Below are 17,134 nucleotides of genomic sequence, written 5' to 3'. Positions count from 1 at the left end.
GCCATGTTCGGTGCAAGGCTTGGAGAAAAAGTCATAACCCTGAGAGGCGAAGAGATGAGCTCGTCGGAATCGAAAACGGGTACCGCGCAGATCGGAGTCACCGGGCTGGCGGTGATGGGGTCGAACATCGCCAGGAACTTCGCTCACCACGGCTACACGGTGGCGCTGCATAACCGCTCTGTCGCTAAGACCGATGCGTTGCTGAAAGAACACGGCAGCGAAGGCAAATTCGTGCGCAGCGAAACCATCGAAGAATTCCTCGCCGCGCTGGAGAAGCCGCGCAGGGTGCTGATCATGGTCAAGGCGGGCGACCCCACCGATGCCGTGATCAACCAGCTCGCCGACGCTATGGAAGAAGGCGACATCATCATCGACGGCGGCAACGCGCTCTACACCGACACCATTCGCCGTGAGAAGGCGATGCGGGAACGAGGGCTGCATTTCGTCGGCGCCGGCATCTCCGGCGGCGAGGAGGGCGCCCTGAACGGGCCGTCGATCATGCCGGGCGGCCCAGCCGAGTCGTACAAGTCGCTGGGCCCGCTGCTGGAGGAGATCTCCGCGCACGTCGATGGCGTGCCGTGCTGCACCCACATCGGCCCCGACGGGGCCGGGCACTTCGTCAAGATGGTGCACAACGGCATCGAGTACTCCGACATGCAGTTGATCGACGAGGCCTACCAGCTGCTGCGCGACGGACTAGGCAAGACCGCCGACGAGATCGCCGACGTGTTCGACGAGTGGAACAAGGGCGACCTGAACAGCTTCCTGGTCGAGATCACCGCCGAGGTGCTGCGCCAAAAGGACGCCAAGACCGGTAAGCCACTGGTGGACGTCATCCTCGACGAAGCCGAGCAGAAGGGCACCGGCCGCTGGACGGTGAAGTCGGCCCTGGACCTTGGGGTGCCGGTCACCGGTATCGCCGAGGCGGTATTTGCTCGCGCGTTGTCGGGCTCGGTCACCCAGCGCAAGGCCACGACCGGCCTGGCGTCCGGCCATCTGGGCGAAAAGCCAAGCGATGCAGCGCAGTTCGTCGAGGACGTCCGGCAAGCGTTGTACGCGTCGAAGATCATCGCCTACGCCCAGGGCTTCAACCAGATCCAGGCCGGCAGCGCCGAATACAACTGGGGCATCAAGCCCGGCGACCTGGCCACCATCTGGCGCGGTGGCTGCATCATCCGGGCGAAGTTCCTCAACCGCATCAAAGAGGCCTACGACTCCGACCCCGGGCTGGCGACGTTGATCGTGGCGCCGTATTTCCGCAGCGCCATCGAGGCCGCGATCGACGGCTGGCGTCGCGTCGTGGTGACCGCGACGCAGCTGGGCATCCCGATCCCGGGCTTCTCCTCGGCGCTGTCCTACTACGACGCGCTGCGCACCGAACGGCTGCCCGCGGCGCTGACCCAGGGGCTGCGGGACTTCTTCGGCGCGCACACTTATGGGCGAATTGACGAGGATCCGACCAAGAAGTTCCACACACTGTGGAGTGGAGACCACACCGAAGTGCCGGCCTAGCAGGGCCAAATAAGGGGTACACCGATACCGATGAAGTTTCTGGACGGACACCGTCCCGCTTACGACCTGACCTACGACGATGTCTTCATCCTGCCGAACCGTTCGGAGGTGGCGTCACGCTTCGACGTCGACTTGGCCACCCAGGACGGCTCCGGCACCACCATCCCGGTGGTGGTGGCAAACATGACCGCGGTCGCGGGACGGCGGATGGCCGAGACGATAGCCCGCCGCGGGGGGATCGTGGTGCTGCCGCAAGACCTCCCGATCACCGTGGTGCAGCGCACGGTGGACTTCGTCAAAAGCCGCGACCTCGTTGTAGACACCCCGGTGATACTGGCACCCGACGATTCGGTGTCGGATGCGATGGCACTGATTCACAAGCGGGCACACGGCGCCGCGGTGGTGGCTTTCGAGGGCCGCCCAATCGGGCTGGTCACCGAATCATGCTGCGAGGGCGTGGATCGTTTCGCGCGCGTGCGCGATATCGCGATCACCGACTTCGTCAACGCGCCGGCGGGTACCGACCCGCGAAAGGTGTTCGATCTTCTCGAGCAGGCTCCTGTCGATGTTGCGGTGCTGAACGGCCCGGACGGCACGCTGGCCGGCGTACTGACCCGCACCGGGGCAATCCGCGCGGGCATCTACACCCCGGCCACCGATTCCGCGGGCCGGCTGCGCATCGGCGCGGCAGTCGGCATCAACGGTGACGTGGCCGCCAAAGCCCAGGCGTTGGCCGAGGCCGGCGTCGACCTGGTTGTGATTGACACTGCGCACGGCCATCAGGTGAAGGCCCTGGACGCCATCACGTCGATTTCGTCGCTGGACCTGGGCGTGCCACTGGTCGCAGGCAACGTGGTGTCGGCGGACGGCACCCGCGACCTGATCGGCGCCGGGGCATCGATCGTCAAGGTCGGTGTCGGCCCGGGCGCGATGTGCACCACCCGGATGATGACCGGGGTCGGCCGGCCCCAGTTCTCTGCTGTGCTCGAATGCGCCTCGGCGGCAGAGCAACTCGGCGCACACGTGTGGGCAGACGGCGGGGTGCGCCACCCGCGCGACGTGGCCTTGGCGTTGGCGGCCGGCGCGTCCAACGTGATGATCGGATCGTGGTTCGCCGGCACCTACGAATCCCCCGGCGACCTGATGCGTGACCGCGACGACCAGCCGTACAAAGAGAGCTACGGGATGGCGTCCAAACGGGCGGTGGTAGCCCGCAGCACGGCCGACAGCGCCTTCGAGCGCGCCCGCAAAGCGTTGTTCGAGGAAGGTATCTCGACCTCGCGGATGGGGCTGGATCCCAACCGCGGCGGTGTCGAAGATCTGCTCGACCACATCACCTCCGGTGTGCGCAGCACGTGCACCTATGTCGGCGCCTCGACGCTGGCCGAGTTGCATCAGCGCGCGGTGATCGGGATCCAATCCGCAGCGGGCTTCGCCGAAGGTCATCCGCTGCCGTTCGGCTGGTAGATCTGGTAGATCCAGACCGGTTGGAGGCGTGTCGTCGCCGCAACCAAGACTGGGGCGGGTTACGCCTTCGTTACCATAGGAATCTCACGTAGCCATGGACACATCGAGGGAAAGAGACGCCGTGCCGCAGGCACCCGGCGCGGCCGTTGGCCTCAGGGCCGAACGGTCGCCGCGGCGTGCATGGCGTGATGGCCCGCAACAGCGGCGGCACCGATGAATCTCGTCGTCACCCTGCTCAGCCTGTTGGCGATCGTGCTGCTCATCGCGGGCAACGCGCTGTTCACCGCCGCCGAGTTCTCACTGACCACTCTCGAGCGCAGCACCGTCGAGGCCAACGCGCGCCACGGTGGCCGTCGCGACCGCTACGTGCGCCGCGCCCATCACACGCTTTCGTTCCAGCTGTCCGGTGCGCAGCTGGGCATCTCGATCACCACGCTGGTCACCGGATACCTCACCGAGCCGTTGGTGGCGAAGCTGCCACACCCGGCCATGGACGCGCTCGGGGTGCCCGACCGGGTCGCCGAGACAGTCATCGCATTCCTGACGTTGGTAATCGTGACATCGGTGTCGATGGTCTTCGGTGAACTGGTGCCGAAGAATCTGGCCGTTGCCCGGCCGCTGCCGACCGCCCGCGCCGTCGCCGGCCCGCAGCTGCTGTTCTCGTTCCTGATGACCTTCGCGATCCGGCTGACAAACGGTGCGGCGAACCGGATCCTGCGCAAGCTGGGCATCGAGCCCGCTCAGGAGCTGCGGTCAGCCCGCTCGCCACGGGAACTGGTTTCGCTGGTACGCACATCTGCTCGCGGCGGCTCGCTGGACCCCGCCACCGCTGCGCTGCTGCACCGCTCACTGCAGTTCGGCACGCTGACCGCCGAGGAGCTGATGACGCCGCGATCGAAAATTGTTGCGCTGCAAACGGATAACACTGTCGCGGACTTGGTCGCGACAGCCACCGAGAGCGGGTTCTCCCGGTTCCCGATCGTCGAAGGCGACCTCGACGAGACGGTGGGCATCGTGCACGTCAAACAGGTCTTCCAAGTTCCGCCCGCCGAGCGGGGGCACACCCTGCTGACCGCCGTCGCGCAGCCGGTCGCGGTGGTGCCGTCCACACTGGACGGCGACGCGCTGATGGGCGAGATCCGCGCCAACGGCCTGCAGACCGCCATGGTCGTCGACGAGTACGGCGGCGTCGCGGGCATGGTGACCGTTGAGGATCTGATCGAAGAAATCGTCGGCGATGTCCGCGACGAGCATGACGACACCACACCCGATGTGATGGCGTCCGGCAACGGTTGGCGGGTATCAGGTCTGCTGCGCATCGACGAGGTGGCGGCCGCCACCGGCTATCACGCACCCGAGGGTGAATACGAGACGATCGGCGGGCTGGTGCTCCAGGAGCTTGGCCGCATTCCGGTCAGCGGGGACACGGTGCAGCTAAGCGGATATGAAACCGACGGCATACCGGAAGGCCCGGCCCGCTGGCAGGCCCGGGTGATCCGGATGGATGGCCGCCGTATCGACCTGCTCGACCTGACCCAAGTTCATGGTCGCAATGATTCCGGCGAAGGTAGGGGCCGTTGATGGCGGGTGGGCTGCGCGACCTGCTGGGATTGTTGGCGACCATTCTGCTGATCGCGACCAACGCGTTTTTCGTGGGTGCGGAATTCTCGCTGATCTCGGCGCGTCGAGACCGGCTGGAAGCATTGGCCGAGCAGGGCAGATCAAGCGCGCTCACCGCGATTCGGGCCGGAGAACAGCTGCCGCTGATGTTCGCGGGGGCCCAACTGGGTATCACCGTGTCGTCGATCCTGCTCGGCCGGCTCGGTGAGCCCGCGGTCGCCGACTTGCTGCGACGGCCGTTCGATGTCGTCGGCGGCGTCTCCCCCGCGCTGCTGCACACCGTTTCGTTCGCGGTTGCGCTGGGGATTGTGGTGACGTTGCATGTGCTGCTCGGCGAGATGGTCCCGAAGAACATCGCCATCGCCGGCCCGGAGAAGGCGGCGATGCTGCTGATCCCGGCCTATCTGGTGTATGTGCGGACGGTTCGGCCGATCATCGCGTTCTACAACCGCTGCACCAACGCCACCCTGCGGGCACTGCGGGTGCGGCCGCGAGACGAGCTCGACGTCACGGTCTCCACCGTCGAACTCAGCGAGATGATCGCCGAATCGGTGTCGGAGGGTCTGATTGATCCCGAGGAGCACACCAGACTCACCCGGGCACTGCAGATCCGTAACCGGATGGTCGCCGACGTGGCTGTGCCGGTCAGCCAGATCCGTGCGGTGCCGGTGGCCGCCCCCGGCTCCGGGCCCACGGTCGAGGCCATCGAAAAGGCGCTGGCCACAACCGGCTACTCCCGGTTCCCGGTGGTCGACGTCGACCGCCGATTCATCGGCTACCTGCACATCAAAGATGTGCTGTCGCTGGGCGATAACCCCCAAGCCGTCGTCGACCTGGGGAGGGTTCGGCCGCTACCGCAGATTCCCGAATCGTTGTCGGTGCCCGAAGCGTTGTCGCGGATGCGTCGCAGCAAGAGCCATCTGGCCCTGGTTACCGGGCAGGACGGGACCGTGGTCGCAATGGTGGCACTGGAAGATCTGGTGCGGGATCTGGTCGGCTTCGTAAGCGATGGGATGCAGCGTGTCTGAGGCCCCCATCCGGCTGGGCCCTGAGCATTGGACGGCCCGCGCCGACGCGTACGCCGAACGCGCACAGACGTTCGTCGCCCCACACCTCGAGCGGGCCCGGGCCGGCGAGCCGCATCCGGTGTGGGACTTCCTCTTCAGCTACTACAGCCTGCGGCCGGGGCAGCTGCGCTGCTGGCACCCCGGTTACGGGGTGCTACTGACGGGCGGCGAAGCGATCCGTCGCTACGGCGGCCGCCGTGGCTACATTGCTCATGACGCCGGTGTCACGGTCAGCGATGCCTACCTGCGCAGCCGGCTGGACACCATTGCGTTCGTGGCCCGCCTGCTGAAGGCAACGACGCAGCGCCCGGCGCGGCTGAACTGCTTCGGATTGCACGAATGGGCGATGGTCTACCACGAGGGCGCCGTGCGCCACGAGCGTGTCCCGCTGCGGTTGGGCGCCGCGGGCACCGACACCGTGGTCGAGGCTGAGGTCGCCGGGCCGTTGCGGTGCAGCCACTTCGATGCGTTCCGCTTCTTCAGCGCGGACGCAGCGCCCCGAAACGCAGGCTCGCCCAGCCGCGCCACTCAACAGGATTGGGAGCAGCCCGGTTGCTTGCACGCCAACATGGACCTGTACAAATGGTCGTACAAGTTGAGTCCGCTGATCGAATCCGAGCTGCTGCTGGACTGCCTGGAGCTGGCCGGGTCGGCGCGGGAAATCGACATGCGGGCCAGCCCGTACGACCTGCGGGGCTACGGGTACACACCGATCGCCGTTGAGCAGGCTGCCGGCCGCGCCGAGTACGTGCGTTGTCAGCAGGCCATCGCGTCACGTGCTGCGCCGCTGCGGGCAGCGCTGCTGGCCCGGTGTGACCTGCTACTGCAGCGCGCCGGGGCGGGTGGTCGGGCTACTGGCCGGTAGGCTGGACGCAGCATTTATAGGGGCCAAAGCGGAGGAGAACGATGACAGACCGCGTGCCGGTTGGGAACCTGCGCGTCGCCCGGGTGCTCTATGACTTCATCAACACCGAGGCGTTGCCTGGCACCGACATCGACTCCGACAGCTTCTGGGCGGGCGTCGACAAGGTCGTCACCGACCTGCAGCCACAGAACCAGGATCTGCTGGCGCGTCGTGACCAATTGCAGGCGCAGGTCGACAAGTGGCACCGGCACCACGTCATCGAGCCGATAGATCCCGAGACGTACCGCCAATTCCTCACCGAAATCGGCTATCTGTTACCGGAACCCGCCGATTTCACCATCACCACGGCGGGTGTCGACGACGAGATCACCAAGACGGCCGGCCCGCAGTTGGTGGTGCCGGTGCTCAATGCGCGGTTCGCCCTCAACGCCGCGAACGCCCGCTGGGGCTCCCTGTACGACGCGCTGTACGGCACGGACGTTATACCGGAAAGCGACGGGGCCGAGAAGGGCACCAGCTACAACAAAGTCCGCGGCGACAAGGTAATCGCCTATGCGCGCAAGTTTCTCGATGACGCGGTACCGCTGTCGTCCGGCTCGTGGGCCGACGCCACCGGTTTCACCGTCAACGACGGCCGACTGCTGGTCAGCTTGGAAGGTGACGAGTTGTCCCGTGGGCTGGCCAACCCCGGCCAGTTCGTCGGCTACACCGGCGAGCTCGGCTCCCCCGACTGGTCGGTGCTGTTGGTCAACCACGGCCTGCACATCGAGATCCTGATCGACCCGGAGTCGCCGATCGGCAAGACCGACGCCGCCGGGATCAAGGACGTGATCCTGGAATCGGCGATCACCACGATCATGGACTTCGAGGACTCGGTGGCCGCCGTCGACGCCGACGACAAGGTGCTCGGCTACCGCAACTGGCTCGGGCTGAACAAGGGTGATCTGGCCGAAGAGGTCAGCAAAGACGGCAGGGTGTTCACCCGGGTGCTCAACCAGGACCGCACCTACAAAACACCCGACAGCGGCGAGCTGACCCTGCCCGGTCGCAGCCTGTTGTTCGTCCGCAACGTCGGCCACTTGATGACCAACGACGCAATCCTCGTGGACGGAGGCGACGGCGAGGAAAAAGAGGTGTTCGAAGGCATCATGGATGCCCTGTTCACCGGTGTGACCGCGATTCACGGCCTGAAAACCGGCGACGCCAGTGGGCCACTGTCAAACAGCCGCACGGGTTCCATCTACATCGTCAAGCCCAAGATGCACGGACCCGACGAGGTGGCGTTCACCTGTGAGCTGTTCAGCCGCGTCGAAGACGTCCTCGGCCTGCCCCAAGGAACCTTGAAGGTCGGCATCATGGACGAGGAACGCCGCACCACCGTCAACCTCAAGGCCTGCATCAAAGCCGCCGCCGACCGGGTGGTGTTCATCAACACCGGCTTCCTGGACCGCACCGGCGACGAGATCCACACCTCGATGGAGGCCGGCCCGATGATCCGCAAGGGTGCGATGAAGAACACCACGTGGATCAAGGCTTACGAGGACGCCAACGTCGACACCGGCCTGGCGGCCGGCTTCAAGGGCAAGGCACAGATCGGCAAGGGCATGTGGGCGATGACCGAGCTGATGGCCGACATGGTCGAGCAGAAGATCGGCCAGCCCAAGGCGGGCGCCACCACTGCGTGGGTGCCCTCGCCGACCGCGGCCACCCTGCACGCGATGCACTACCACTACGTGGACGTGGGCGCAGTACAGGCCGAGCTCGAGGGCAAGAAGCGGACCACCATCGACGAGTTGTTGACCATTCCGCTGGCCAAGGAACTGGCCTGGGCTCCTGAGGAGATCCGCGAGGAAGTCGACAACAACTGTCAGTCCATCCTCGGCTATGTCGTTCGGTGGATCGACCAAGGTGTCGGCTGCTCGAAGGTGCCCGACATCCATAACGTTGCATTGATGGAAGACCGTGCCACACTGCGGATCTCGAGCCAGCTGCTGGCCAACTGGCTGCGCCACGGTGTGATCACCGAAGAGGATGTGCGGGCCAGCCTGGAGCGGATGGCTCCGATGGTCGACCGGCAGAACGCCGGCGACTCCGCGTATCGGCCGATGGCGCCCAACTTCGACGACAGCATCGCCTTCCTGGCCGCCCAGGACTTGATTCTGACCGGAACCCAACAACCCAACGGCTACACCGAGCCGATCCTGCATCGGCGCCGTCGTGAGTTCAAGGCCCGCCAGAGTGAGTGATTTCGGCGCGGGTCGCACTGACTATCCCAATGATTAGACACTGCTGGGGGCACGCCCCCAAAGGGAGGTATCCCCACCCGCTTGCGGGGGAGTACTTCTGGCGCGCGGGAGAGCATCAGCATGGGTAGGCACAGAGCTCCGGATCCGGACGAGCCCACCGGCGAACAGTCGGACGACTATTCCGTACCGCACGATTTCGGCGAGGTCCGCGGCCATCGGGAATCGGACGATTTCTCGGCCGCCGCACCTCCGGAGACCGGTGGCATCATCGGTCCGCGCTACGGCGATCACCCAGCCGGCGACTATCCGGACGAGTTACCCGACGACTCGGGGTATTTCGACTACGGTGACTACTCCGATCACGGCGAGCACGGCGAGGAGCAGCACCCCGCCGACGTTGACACGCCAGATGACTTCCCCGACTTCGCGCGGCGCGGGCCCGCGCCTCCTGTGCCGCCGCCGCCGGCGACCGGCGGCCATCGGGGCCTCAGCGACTGGCGGGGCGGTCACCGCAGCGACGGCGGGCGACGCGGCGTCAGCATCGGTGTGATCGCGGCGTTGGTCACGGTTGTCGTCGTGGTCGCCGGGGTGATCCTGTGGCGATTCTTTGGTGATGCGTTGTCCAATCGCTCGCACAACGCCGCCGCGTGCAGCGGCAGCAAGGAGACGGTCGCCGTCATTGCCGATCTGTCCATCTCCGATCACGTGCAGCAGTTCGCGGAACGCTACAACGGGTCGGCCGGACCGATCGGCGACCACTGTGTCGAGGTCAGCGTCAAGTCTGCGGGCTCGGATGCCGTCGTCGGCGGTTTCATCGGAAACTGGCCGGCCGACCTGGGCCAACGACCTGCGCTGTGGATTCCGGCCAGTTCCGTGTCGGCCGCGCGGCTGATCGCCGCCGCGGGTAAGGGAACCGTCACTGAAAGCCGTTCGCTGGTCACCTCGCCGGTGGTGCTCGCGGTACGGCCCGAGCTTCAACGTGAGCTAGGCGCCCAGAAATGGGCGACGCTGCCCGGCCTGCAGACCAAACCCGATGCGTTGGCCGGATTGAAGCTGCCGACGTGGGGGTCGCTGCGATTGGCGCTGCCGCTCGGCGGCAACAGCGACGCCGCATATCTGGCCGGCGAGGCGGTGGCGGCCGACTCCGCGCCGCCCGGCGCACCGCCGACCGATGGCAGCGGCGCGGTGCGCACGCTGATCGCCGGTCAGCCCAAGCTCGCCGACAACTCCTTGGCCGAGGCGATGAATGCGCTGCTGCGGCCCGGTGATCCCGCGACTGCGCCGGTGCACGCGGTGGTCACGACCGAACAGCAACTGTTCCAGCGTGGCGAATCGCTGCCCGATGCCGGCAGCACGCTGAGTTCCTGGCTGCCGCCGGGGCCGGCCGCGGTCGCCGACTATCCCACTGTGCAGCTCAGCGGATCGTGGCTGTCGCAGGACCAAGTGACGGCGGCCAGCGGGTTCGCCCGGTTCATGAACAAGTCCCACCAACTCGCCGAGCTGGCCAAAGCCGGCTTCCGCGTCGAAGGGGTCAAGCCGCCCAGCAGCGACGTCACCAATTTCGCGGCCCTACCGTCGACGCTGTCGGTCGGTGACGACGCGATGCGCGCCACGCTGGCGAACACCGTAACCACACCGTCGAGCGGACCGGCGGCGATCATCATGCTCGAGCAGTCAATGACCACCGATGAAGGCGGCAAGACTCGGCTGGGCAATGTGGTTGCCGCGCTTGACGATCGGATCAAGGCGCTGCCGCCCAACTCCGTGATCGGACTCTGGACGTTCGACGGCAAAGAAGGTCGGTCGGAGGTGCCTGCGGGTCCGCTGGCCGACAATGTCGACGGCCAGCCCCGGTCGGCCGCGCTGACGGCCGCACTGGATAGGCAGCACGCGTCGTCCGGTGGCGCTGTGTCATTCACCACGCTGCGCCTGATCTATAAAGATGCGGTTGCCAATTACCATGCCGGGCAAAACAATTCGGTGTTGGTGATCACGGCGGGACCGCACACCGACCAGACCCTCGGTGCCCGAGGCTTGCAGGACTTCATCAAAGAGAGCGCCGACCCGGCCAAGCCGGTGGCCGTTAATGTCATCGACTTCGGTTCCGACCCTGACCGGGAGACCTGGGAGGCGGTCGCGAAGCTGTCCGGTGGCAATTACCACAACCTGGCGACGTCGGCTTCGCCAGAACTGGCCACCGCGGTGTCCAACTTCTTGAGCTGACCGGTGTTGACGCCAACCTCATGTGTCGCTGATGTCGTTCCTCTCAACTTGTCGCGATAACCCGATGCAATGGCGGCTTGCCGGGCCTAGCACTGGCGCCGCGTTCGCCCCAGCACGGGTCCCTAGGCGGCCACGTCGCTCAGGCGTAGGCCTCGACCGGCGGGCACGAGCACACCAGGTTGCGGTCGCCGTAGGCGCCGTCGATGCGGCGCACCGGCGGCCACACCTTGGGCCGGAACGCTTTTCCGAGCGGGTAGGCGGCCACTTCGCGGGTGTAGGGGTGCTCCCACTTGTCCACCACCAGGCACTCGGCGGTATGCGGCGCGCCGCGCAATGGGTTGTCTTCAACAGACCACAGCCCGGCCGCCACTTTGTCGATCTCGGCGCGGATGGCGATCATCGCGTCGCAGAACGCGTCGATCTCGGCCAGACTCTCGCTCTCGGTGGGCTCCACCATCAGCGTGCCGGCCACCGGGAAGCTCATGGTCGGGGCATGGAAACCGTAGTCCGCCAAGCGCTTTGCGACATCGTCGACGCTCACGCCGGTCGACTTGGTGATCGGCCGCAGATCCAGGATGCACTCGTGGGCGACCATGCCGTTCTCGCCGGTGTAGAGCACCGGGTAGTACTCGTCGAGCCGGCGGGCGATGTAGTTGGCCGACGTGATCGCCGTCAACGACGCTCTCCGCAAGCCGTCCGCGCCCATCATCCGGATGTAGGCCCAGGTGATCGGCAGGATCGACGCCGACCCGTACGGCGCCGACGACACCGGCGGACCCTGCGGCAGGTCGGCAGCCAGCGGATGCCCGGGCAGGAACGGCGCCAGATGCGAGCGCGCCACCACCGGCCCGACGCCCGGGCCGCCGCCACCATGTGGGATGCAGAACGTCTTGTGCAGATTCAAGTGACTGACGTCGCCGCCGAACTGCCCTGGCCGAGCCAGGCCCACCAACGCGTTGAGGTTGGCGCCGTCGACATACACCTGACCGCCGGCGTCGTGCACCGCTGCGCAGATCTCGGCGATGTCGTGCTCGTACACGCCGTGCGTCGACGGGTAGGTGATCATCAGCGTCGACAGCCGGTCGGTGTGCTCGCTGATTTTGGCGCGTAGGTCGTCGAGGTCGACGTCGCCGTTGTCGCGGCAGGCCACCACGACTACCCGCATGCCCGCCAATGCCGCGGACGCGGCGTTGGTGCCGTGCGCGCTGGACGGGATCAGGCAGACGTCGCGCTGCGGTTCGCCGCGGCTGGCATGGTAGGCGTGAATCGCCAGCAGGCCCCCGTACTCGCCCTGCGATCCCGCGTTGGGTTGCAGCGAGACTGCGTCGTAGCCGGTCATCTGCACCAGCCAGGTGCCCAGTTGGTCGATGAGCCGACGCACCCCCGCCGTGTCAGAGGTCGGCGCGAACGGATGCAGACGGGCGAACTCCGGCCAGGTGATCGACTCCATCTCGGCGGCCGCGTTGAGTTTCATCGTGCAGGAGCCGAGCGGAATCATGCTGCGGTCCAAGGCAAGATCCTTGTCGGCAAGCGCACGCAGGTACCGCATCATCGACGTCTCCGTCCGGTAGCCCGTGAACGCCGGATGGGTCAGGAACTCCGACGTGCGGGTCGCGATGTTGGCGCCGGCCGATTCGGCGGGCGACACCCCGAAGGCCTTGACTACCGCCGCGACGTGCTCGTCGGTGGTGGCTTCGTCGCAAGCCACTGAGACGTGGTCGTCGTCGACGCGCCAGACGTTGATGCCGTTGGCCTTAGCGGCGGCGATCACGTTGTCGGCGCGCCCGGGTACCCGAGCCAGCACGGTATCGAAGTACGTGTCGTGCACCACCGCGTCACCGAGTGCGGCGGCGATCGTCTCGGCGTGGGCGTGCACCCGCTGGGCGATCCCGGCCAGCCCGTCGGCGCCGTGGTAGCTGGCATACATCGCGGCCATCACCGCCAACAGCACCTGGGCGGTGCAAATGTTGCTGGTCGCCTTGTCCCGACGGATGTGCTGTTCGCGGGTCTGCAGCGCCAGGCGGAAGGCCGGCGACCCATCCGCATCACGGGATACACCGACCAGCCGGCCAGGCAGCTGACGGGCATGCTTGGTGTGCACCACCAGGTAACCGGCATGTGGACCGCCGAATCCCATTGGCACGCCGAAGCGTTGGGTGTTGCCGAACACTACGTCGGCGCCGATCTCCCCCGGCGGGGTGATCAACGTCAGCGCTAACAGGTCCGCGCCGATGGCCACCAATGCACCGCGGTCGTGCGCCTCCGATACCAGCGCAGACCAGTCGGTGATCCGGCCGCTGGCGCCGGGCAGCTGCGCGATGACACCGAAGAACTCGCCGTCCGGCAGGCCGTCACGCAAGTCAGCGGTGACGATCTCGATGCCCAGCGGCTCGGCGCGGGTGGCCAGCACCGCAGCGGTCTGAGCGAACACGTCGACGTCGACTGCCAGCCGGTTGGCGCTGCCCTTGACTGCGCGGTGCATCAGCGTCATCGCCTCGGCAGCGGCGGTGCCTTCGTCGAGCATCGACGAGTTGGCCACTTCGAGACCGGTCAGATCGGCCACCATGGTCTGGAAGTTCAGCAGCGCCTCTAGCCGGCCCTGGCTGATCTCCGGCTGATAGGGGGTGTAGGCGGTGTACCAGGCCGGGTTCTCCATGATGTTGCGTAGCAGCACCGGCGGCGTGAGCGTGTCGTAGTAACCGTGCCCGATCATCGACACCGCGACCGTATTGGCGTCGGCCAGTGCCCGCAGCTCGGCCAGTGCCTGGTCTTCACTGGCCGGCGGGGGCAGCTTTTCCAGGCCCGGCGCCGCACGGCCCAGCGCCGCACCGTTTTCGGTGAGCTTGTCGAGAATGCCGGCGGGCACCGCACGACGCGCCAACTCTTCCAGGGAGTCAACGCCGACGACCTCAAGCATGGCCGCGATGGCGTCGCTGTCCGGTCCAATGTGCCGGTCGGCGAAAAGCGGGTTGGTGTGGTCGGACACTCTGGGACTCCTGACGTGAGGCGGAACCGCTACGTGTTCCTCTCCCTCTGTCGTCTACCCGCACCGGGCGCCTGAGAGATTCGACGTCCGCGGCGGCGCGACGTCTTTCCCCATGGGCGGGTGACCCGAATGCAGGGCCACCGCTTTCCAGAGGCATCGGGGTCTGGCGCGGTCCGGGTGCCTGAGAGGTTGACGGAGAGGTGTTGCTCCTTCGGCGTCCGTGGCTGGCAGTCACGGAACTCTCCCGCGCAAGGGCGATGCGGTACCGATTTTACCGACTTGCCGCCCTCACGACACTGCGCGGGTCAGCCGATTTTGAGGTCGCGATGCTTCCGCCGAGAGGCCAGCTCGTCTTCCGGGGCGGCAATCGACTCGCCGCCGTCTGCGCGTTCGCCGGGGAAGTCGGCGATAGCGCCGGTCAGCTCCCGCATCGCTCCGGAGACGGCGATTCCGAAGACGCCCTGCCCGCCCTGCAGCAGGTCAACGACCTCTTCGGCCGAGGTGCACTCGTAGACCGTGGTGCCGTCGGAGAACAGCGTGATGTTGGCCAGGTCCTGCACACCGCGCTGGCGCAGATGGTCGACGGCGACGCGGATGTTGTGCAGCGAGATACCGGTGTCCAGCAGTCGCTTGACGATCTTGAGGACCAGGATGTCCTTGAACGAATACAGCCGCTGGCTGCCCGATCCCGCCGCGCTGCGAATCGACGGCACCACAAGCGACGTGCGTGCCCAGTAGTCCAGTTGGCGGTAGGTGATGCCGGCGATTTGGCACGCACTCGGACCCCGGTAGCCGACCAGCTCGTCGGGCACCGAGTCGTCGGGGAACAAGCCGGCTTGCACAGGTTCGCTAGGGGTGCGGACGGCCTGGTCGGGGTGCGTTGCTGCGTTGTCGTCGATCGCGGTGACGGACTCGAGGTCCAATTGGTCGTGACGTGGTTGGTCTCCCACGGTGCTTCCTCTCGCCGATCACGCTCGTTACGGGCTGCCGGTAGCCGCGTTTGCTCAGCCGAGTGCTTGTGAGCATACGCTTTTCGACACGCTGTGGTGTTTCTAGAACTAATCGCGTACTAATCAGGTCGCGATCAGAGTATGGCGCTCTCAGCGATGACTCCACGCTATCGAAAGGGCGTGTCGGGGCCGAACTCGCAGATGAGACGGATCCGTGATGTTGCCGCCGTCGGCAGAACGGAACCCGAGCACGCCGACAACGGTGCTGACGTGCATCGTCGGCGCGATCAGCCCGCCGTCGTCGGGTCAGGTGGCTTTGAAATCGTCGGGCGACACGCTGTCCAAAAACTCCTTGAACTTCTCCACCTCGTCCTCTCGGACGGCGCTGGAAGGCTCGTCGTCGCTCTCGTCGGGAATCAGTAGCCCCGCCTCGGCCAGAACCGCCTCCTCGACGTAAATCGGCACGCCGACCCGCAAGGCAATGGCAACCGAGTCCGATGGCCGCGCCGAGACGGTGATATTGCGGTCGAAGACCAGGTCGGCATAGAACGTGCCCTCTTGCAAGTCGACGATCCGCACCTCTTTGAGCGAATGACCAAGCGCGGCAATGAGATCCCGGATCAGGTCATGTGTCAACGGGCGTGGCGGCTCGACTCCCTGCTGTTCAAGGGCGATCGCCGCAGCCTCGGATTGGCCGATCCAGATCGGCAGGTACCGGTCACCGTTGGCCTCGCGCAGCAACAGGACCGGCTGGTTCTGCGGCTGCTCGACGCGAATGCCGACGACGCGAACTTCACCCATCTGTGTCTGCCCTCCGCACGTGCTGCCGTGTCCGTACCAGACCTGCCTCGACGCCGCGGTGGAAGACCAAGCCGCCGAACACAAGCTGTCGTCCGAAGTCTAGTCCTTCAACGGTGCAGAACGTCGCGCACTGCCGACTTGATCAACGACGTGTGTAACGTGATTGCCAGCGCGGCGACTTCCCGTGCCAGGTCATCGGCGCGGTCACGAGCCCCGGTCTTGCCGGCCTTGACAAGAGGCCCGGCAATTTGGGCGATCAGATCGGATTGCCGATCAGCCGCCGAACGGAATGCCCTCAGGTGACGGGGTTCGACGCCGTACTCGGCAAGCGCGCGGGCGCACTGCAAGATCACCACCGCATGCTCGTCGAAGAAACCCCCCGGCCCGGTGGTGATCACCCCCGCCTTGAGTAGCGCGGTCAACAGCTCGGCGTCCACCCCCGAGCCCTCAAGCAAATCCTCGCGGCTCAGCCGGATGCGGGTGGGCGCCACCGCTGCGGGGTCCGAGCCCGATTGACCCGACTCCCCGTTGCCGACCGACACCAATCGCGGTACACCATAAGGCGATCCGGCGAGCGGCAACTCGCCATCCGGCTGGGCGTCTAGCTGCGCTTTGATCACCTTGAGCGGCAGGTACTGATCCCGCTGGGCAGTCAGGATGAAGCGCAGTCGTGCGCAGTCATAAGCGGTGAACCGGCGATAACCCGATGCCGCGCGCTGTGGCGCGACGAGACCCTCGGCCTCCAAGAAGCGGATCTTGGAGATCGTGACGTCCGGAAAGTCTGGCCGTAGCAGGTCGAGGACCGCTCCGATCGACATCCCGGCCAGCCCGGGGGTCTCGGGCGCGGTCACTAGCTTCCGGGCCCTCCGTTGTCGTCGCCGACCTTGGGTCCCGTCAGGAACACCAGGCGGAACTTTCCGATCTGAACCTCGTCGCCGTTTGCCAGGACGGCCGAATCAACCGGCTCCCGGTTGACGTAGGTGCCGTTGAGGCTGCCGACGTCCACGACCTGAAACTCATCGGATTCCAACCGGAATTCCGCGTGCCGGCGGCTGACGGTGACGTCATCGAGGAAGATGTCGCTGTCGGGATGGCGACCCGCCGAGGTCGTCGGCTGGTCGAGTAGGAAGCGGGACCCGGCGTTGGGTCCCCGTTTGACAACCAGCAACGCCGAACCGACCGGCAGTCCCTCGACGCCGGAGACCGCGCTCTCAGTCCCCGCTTGCGCGGGAGCGTCCAGTTCATTGAGGAAGTCGGCGCGGAAGACGGATGTCGTCTCCACGGTGACTTCGTCAGAGGTCTGGTCGTTGTCCTTCTCCGTCACCCGGTACTCCTCACTGGCCGCTGCTGCGTTGTCTGGTTGGGCCCGCTCGACCGGCTTCCCACCCGCCTTGACC

General features: G+C 66.3%; 12 protein-coding genes and 2 riboswitches. Of the genes, 7 read left to right on the top strand and 5 right to left on the bottom strand.

All coding sequences use genetic code 11. From position 1 onward, the window contains the following. The first annotated feature begins 54 nt into the window (after window positions 1-54). From gndA to VEI45_RS16000, 7 genes are all read left to right on the top strand, one after another. Window positions 55-1,512, top strand: a complete 1,458-nt coding sequence (gene gndA, locus VEI45_RS16030; RefSeq protein WP_324854894.1) for an NADP-dependent phosphogluconate dehydrogenase — start codon at window positions 55-57, stop codon at window positions 1,510-1,512. Between the two features lie 30 nt (window positions 1,513-1,542). After that, window positions 1,543-2,979 (top strand): GuaB1 family IMP dehydrogenase-related protein, encoded by a 1,437-nt coding sequence (locus VEI45_RS16025; protein WP_324854892.1) that lies wholly within the window; start codon window positions 1,543-1,545, stop codon window positions 2,977-2,979. Between the two features lie 213 nt (window positions 2,980-3,192). Beyond that, entirely contained in the window at window positions 3,193-4,560 is a 1,368-nt protein-coding gene (locus VEI45_RS16020) for a hemolysin family protein (RefSeq protein ID WP_324854889.1), read from the top strand. After that, complete coding sequence (locus VEI45_RS16015; protein ID WP_324854887.1) at window positions 4,560-5,627, top strand: hemolysin family protein; 1,068 nt, start codon at window positions 4,560-4,562, stop codon at window positions 5,625-5,627. Before VEI45_RS16020 ends, VEI45_RS16015 begins: the two co-directional genes overlap by 1 nt. Then, complete coding sequence (locus VEI45_RS16010; protein WP_414687499.1) at window positions 5,608-6,531, top strand: 3-methyladenine DNA glycosylase; 924 nt, start codon at window positions 5,608-5,610, stop codon at window positions 6,529-6,531. Before VEI45_RS16015 ends, VEI45_RS16010 begins: the two co-directional genes overlap by 20 nt. 41 nt (window positions 6,532-6,572) lie before the next feature. Beyond that, complete coding sequence (locus VEI45_RS16005; RefSeq protein WP_324854883.1) at window positions 6,573-8,777, top strand: malate synthase G; 2,205 nt, start codon at window positions 6,573-6,575, stop codon at window positions 8,775-8,777. Window positions 8,778-8,897: 120 nt separating this feature from the next. Then, complete coding sequence (locus tag VEI45_RS16000; protein ID WP_324854881.1) at window positions 8,898-11,000, top strand: substrate-binding domain-containing protein; 2,103 nt, start codon at window positions 8,898-8,900, stop codon at window positions 10,998-11,000. A 139-nt stretch (window positions 11,001-11,139) separates the two neighbouring features. On the opposite strand, the gene gcvP is transcribed toward VEI45_RS16000, so the two are convergent. The 5 genes from gcvP to garA form a co-directional block, all read right to left on the bottom strand. Beyond that, complete coding sequence (gene gcvP / locus VEI45_RS15995) at window positions 11,140-13,986, bottom strand: aminomethyl-transferring glycine dehydrogenase (protein WP_324854879.1); 2,847 nt, start codon at window positions 13,984-13,986, stop codon at window positions 11,140-11,142. A gap of 37 nt (window positions 13,987-14,023) precedes the next feature. Continuing rightward, window positions 14,024-14,145, bottom strand: a riboswitch (glycine riboswitch). Then, window positions 14,146-14,243, bottom strand: a riboswitch (glycine riboswitch). Window positions 14,244-14,291: 48 nt separating this feature from the next. Next, a complete protein-coding gene (locus tag VEI45_RS15990) occupies window positions 14,292-14,936 on the bottom strand; it encodes a MerR family transcriptional regulator (RefSeq protein ID WP_414687498.1) in 645 nt (214 codons plus the stop codon). 306 nt (window positions 14,937-15,242) lie between these two features. Then, window positions 15,243-15,737, bottom strand: coding sequence for a bifunctional nuclease family protein (locus VEI45_RS15985; protein WP_324854878.1), 495 nt, complete (start codon window positions 15,735-15,737; stop codon window positions 15,243-15,245). Between the two features lie 107 nt (window positions 15,738-15,844). Further along, the gene (locus tag VEI45_RS15980; RefSeq protein ID WP_324854876.1) at window positions 15,845-16,588 is read right to left on the bottom strand and encodes a MerR family transcriptional regulator; all 744 of its coding nucleotides are present in this window, start codon (window positions 16,586-16,588) and stop codon (window positions 15,845-15,847) included. Then, complete coding sequence (gene garA / locus VEI45_RS15975; RefSeq protein WP_324854987.1) at window positions 16,588-17,061, bottom strand: glycogen accumulation regulator GarA; 474 nt, start codon at window positions 17,059-17,061, stop codon at window positions 16,588-16,590. The genes VEI45_RS15980 and garA overlap by 1 nt, the downstream gene beginning before the upstream one ends. Window positions 17,062-17,134: the final 73 nt, after the last annotated feature.

Source organism: Mycobacterium sp. (genome assembly GCF_035623875.1).
GTDB lineage: Bacteria > Actinomycetota > Actinomycetes > Mycobacteriales > Mycobacteriaceae > Mycobacterium.
Note: the sequence above shows the minus strand (reverse complement) of the source record. Positions and strands in the feature narration are given on the sequence as shown.

Coding starts and splice junctions, on each gene's coding strand:
- VEI45_RS16010 (WP_414687499.1), top strand. CDS start 5,608: ATGGGATGCAGCGTGTCTGAGGCCCCCATCCGGCTGGGCCCTGAGCAT.
- VEI45_RS16025 (WP_324854892.1), top strand. CDS start 1,543: ATGAAGTTTCTGGACGGACACCGTCCCGCTTACGACCTGACCTACGAC.
- VEI45_RS16000 (WP_324854881.1), top strand. CDS start 8,898: ATGGGTAGGCACAGAGCTCCGGATCCGGACGAGCCCACCGGCGAACAG.
- VEI45_RS15985 (WP_324854878.1), bottom strand. CDS start 15,737: ATGGGTGAAGTTCGCGTCGTCGGCATTCGCGTCGAGCAGCCGCAGAAC.
- VEI45_RS16005 (WP_324854883.1), top strand. CDS start 6,573: ATGACAGACCGCGTGCCGGTTGGGAACCTGCGCGTCGCCCGGGTGCTC.
- VEI45_RS16015 (WP_324854887.1), top strand. CDS start 4,560: ATGGCGGGTGGGCTGCGCGACCTGCTGGGATTGTTGGCGACCATTCTG.
- gndA (WP_324854894.1), top strand. CDS start 55: ATGAGCTCGTCGGAATCGAAAACGGGTACCGCGCAGATCGGAGTCACC.
- VEI45_RS16020 (WP_324854889.1), top strand. CDS start 3,193: ATGAATCTCGTCGTCACCCTGCTCAGCCTGTTGGCGATCGTGCTGCTC.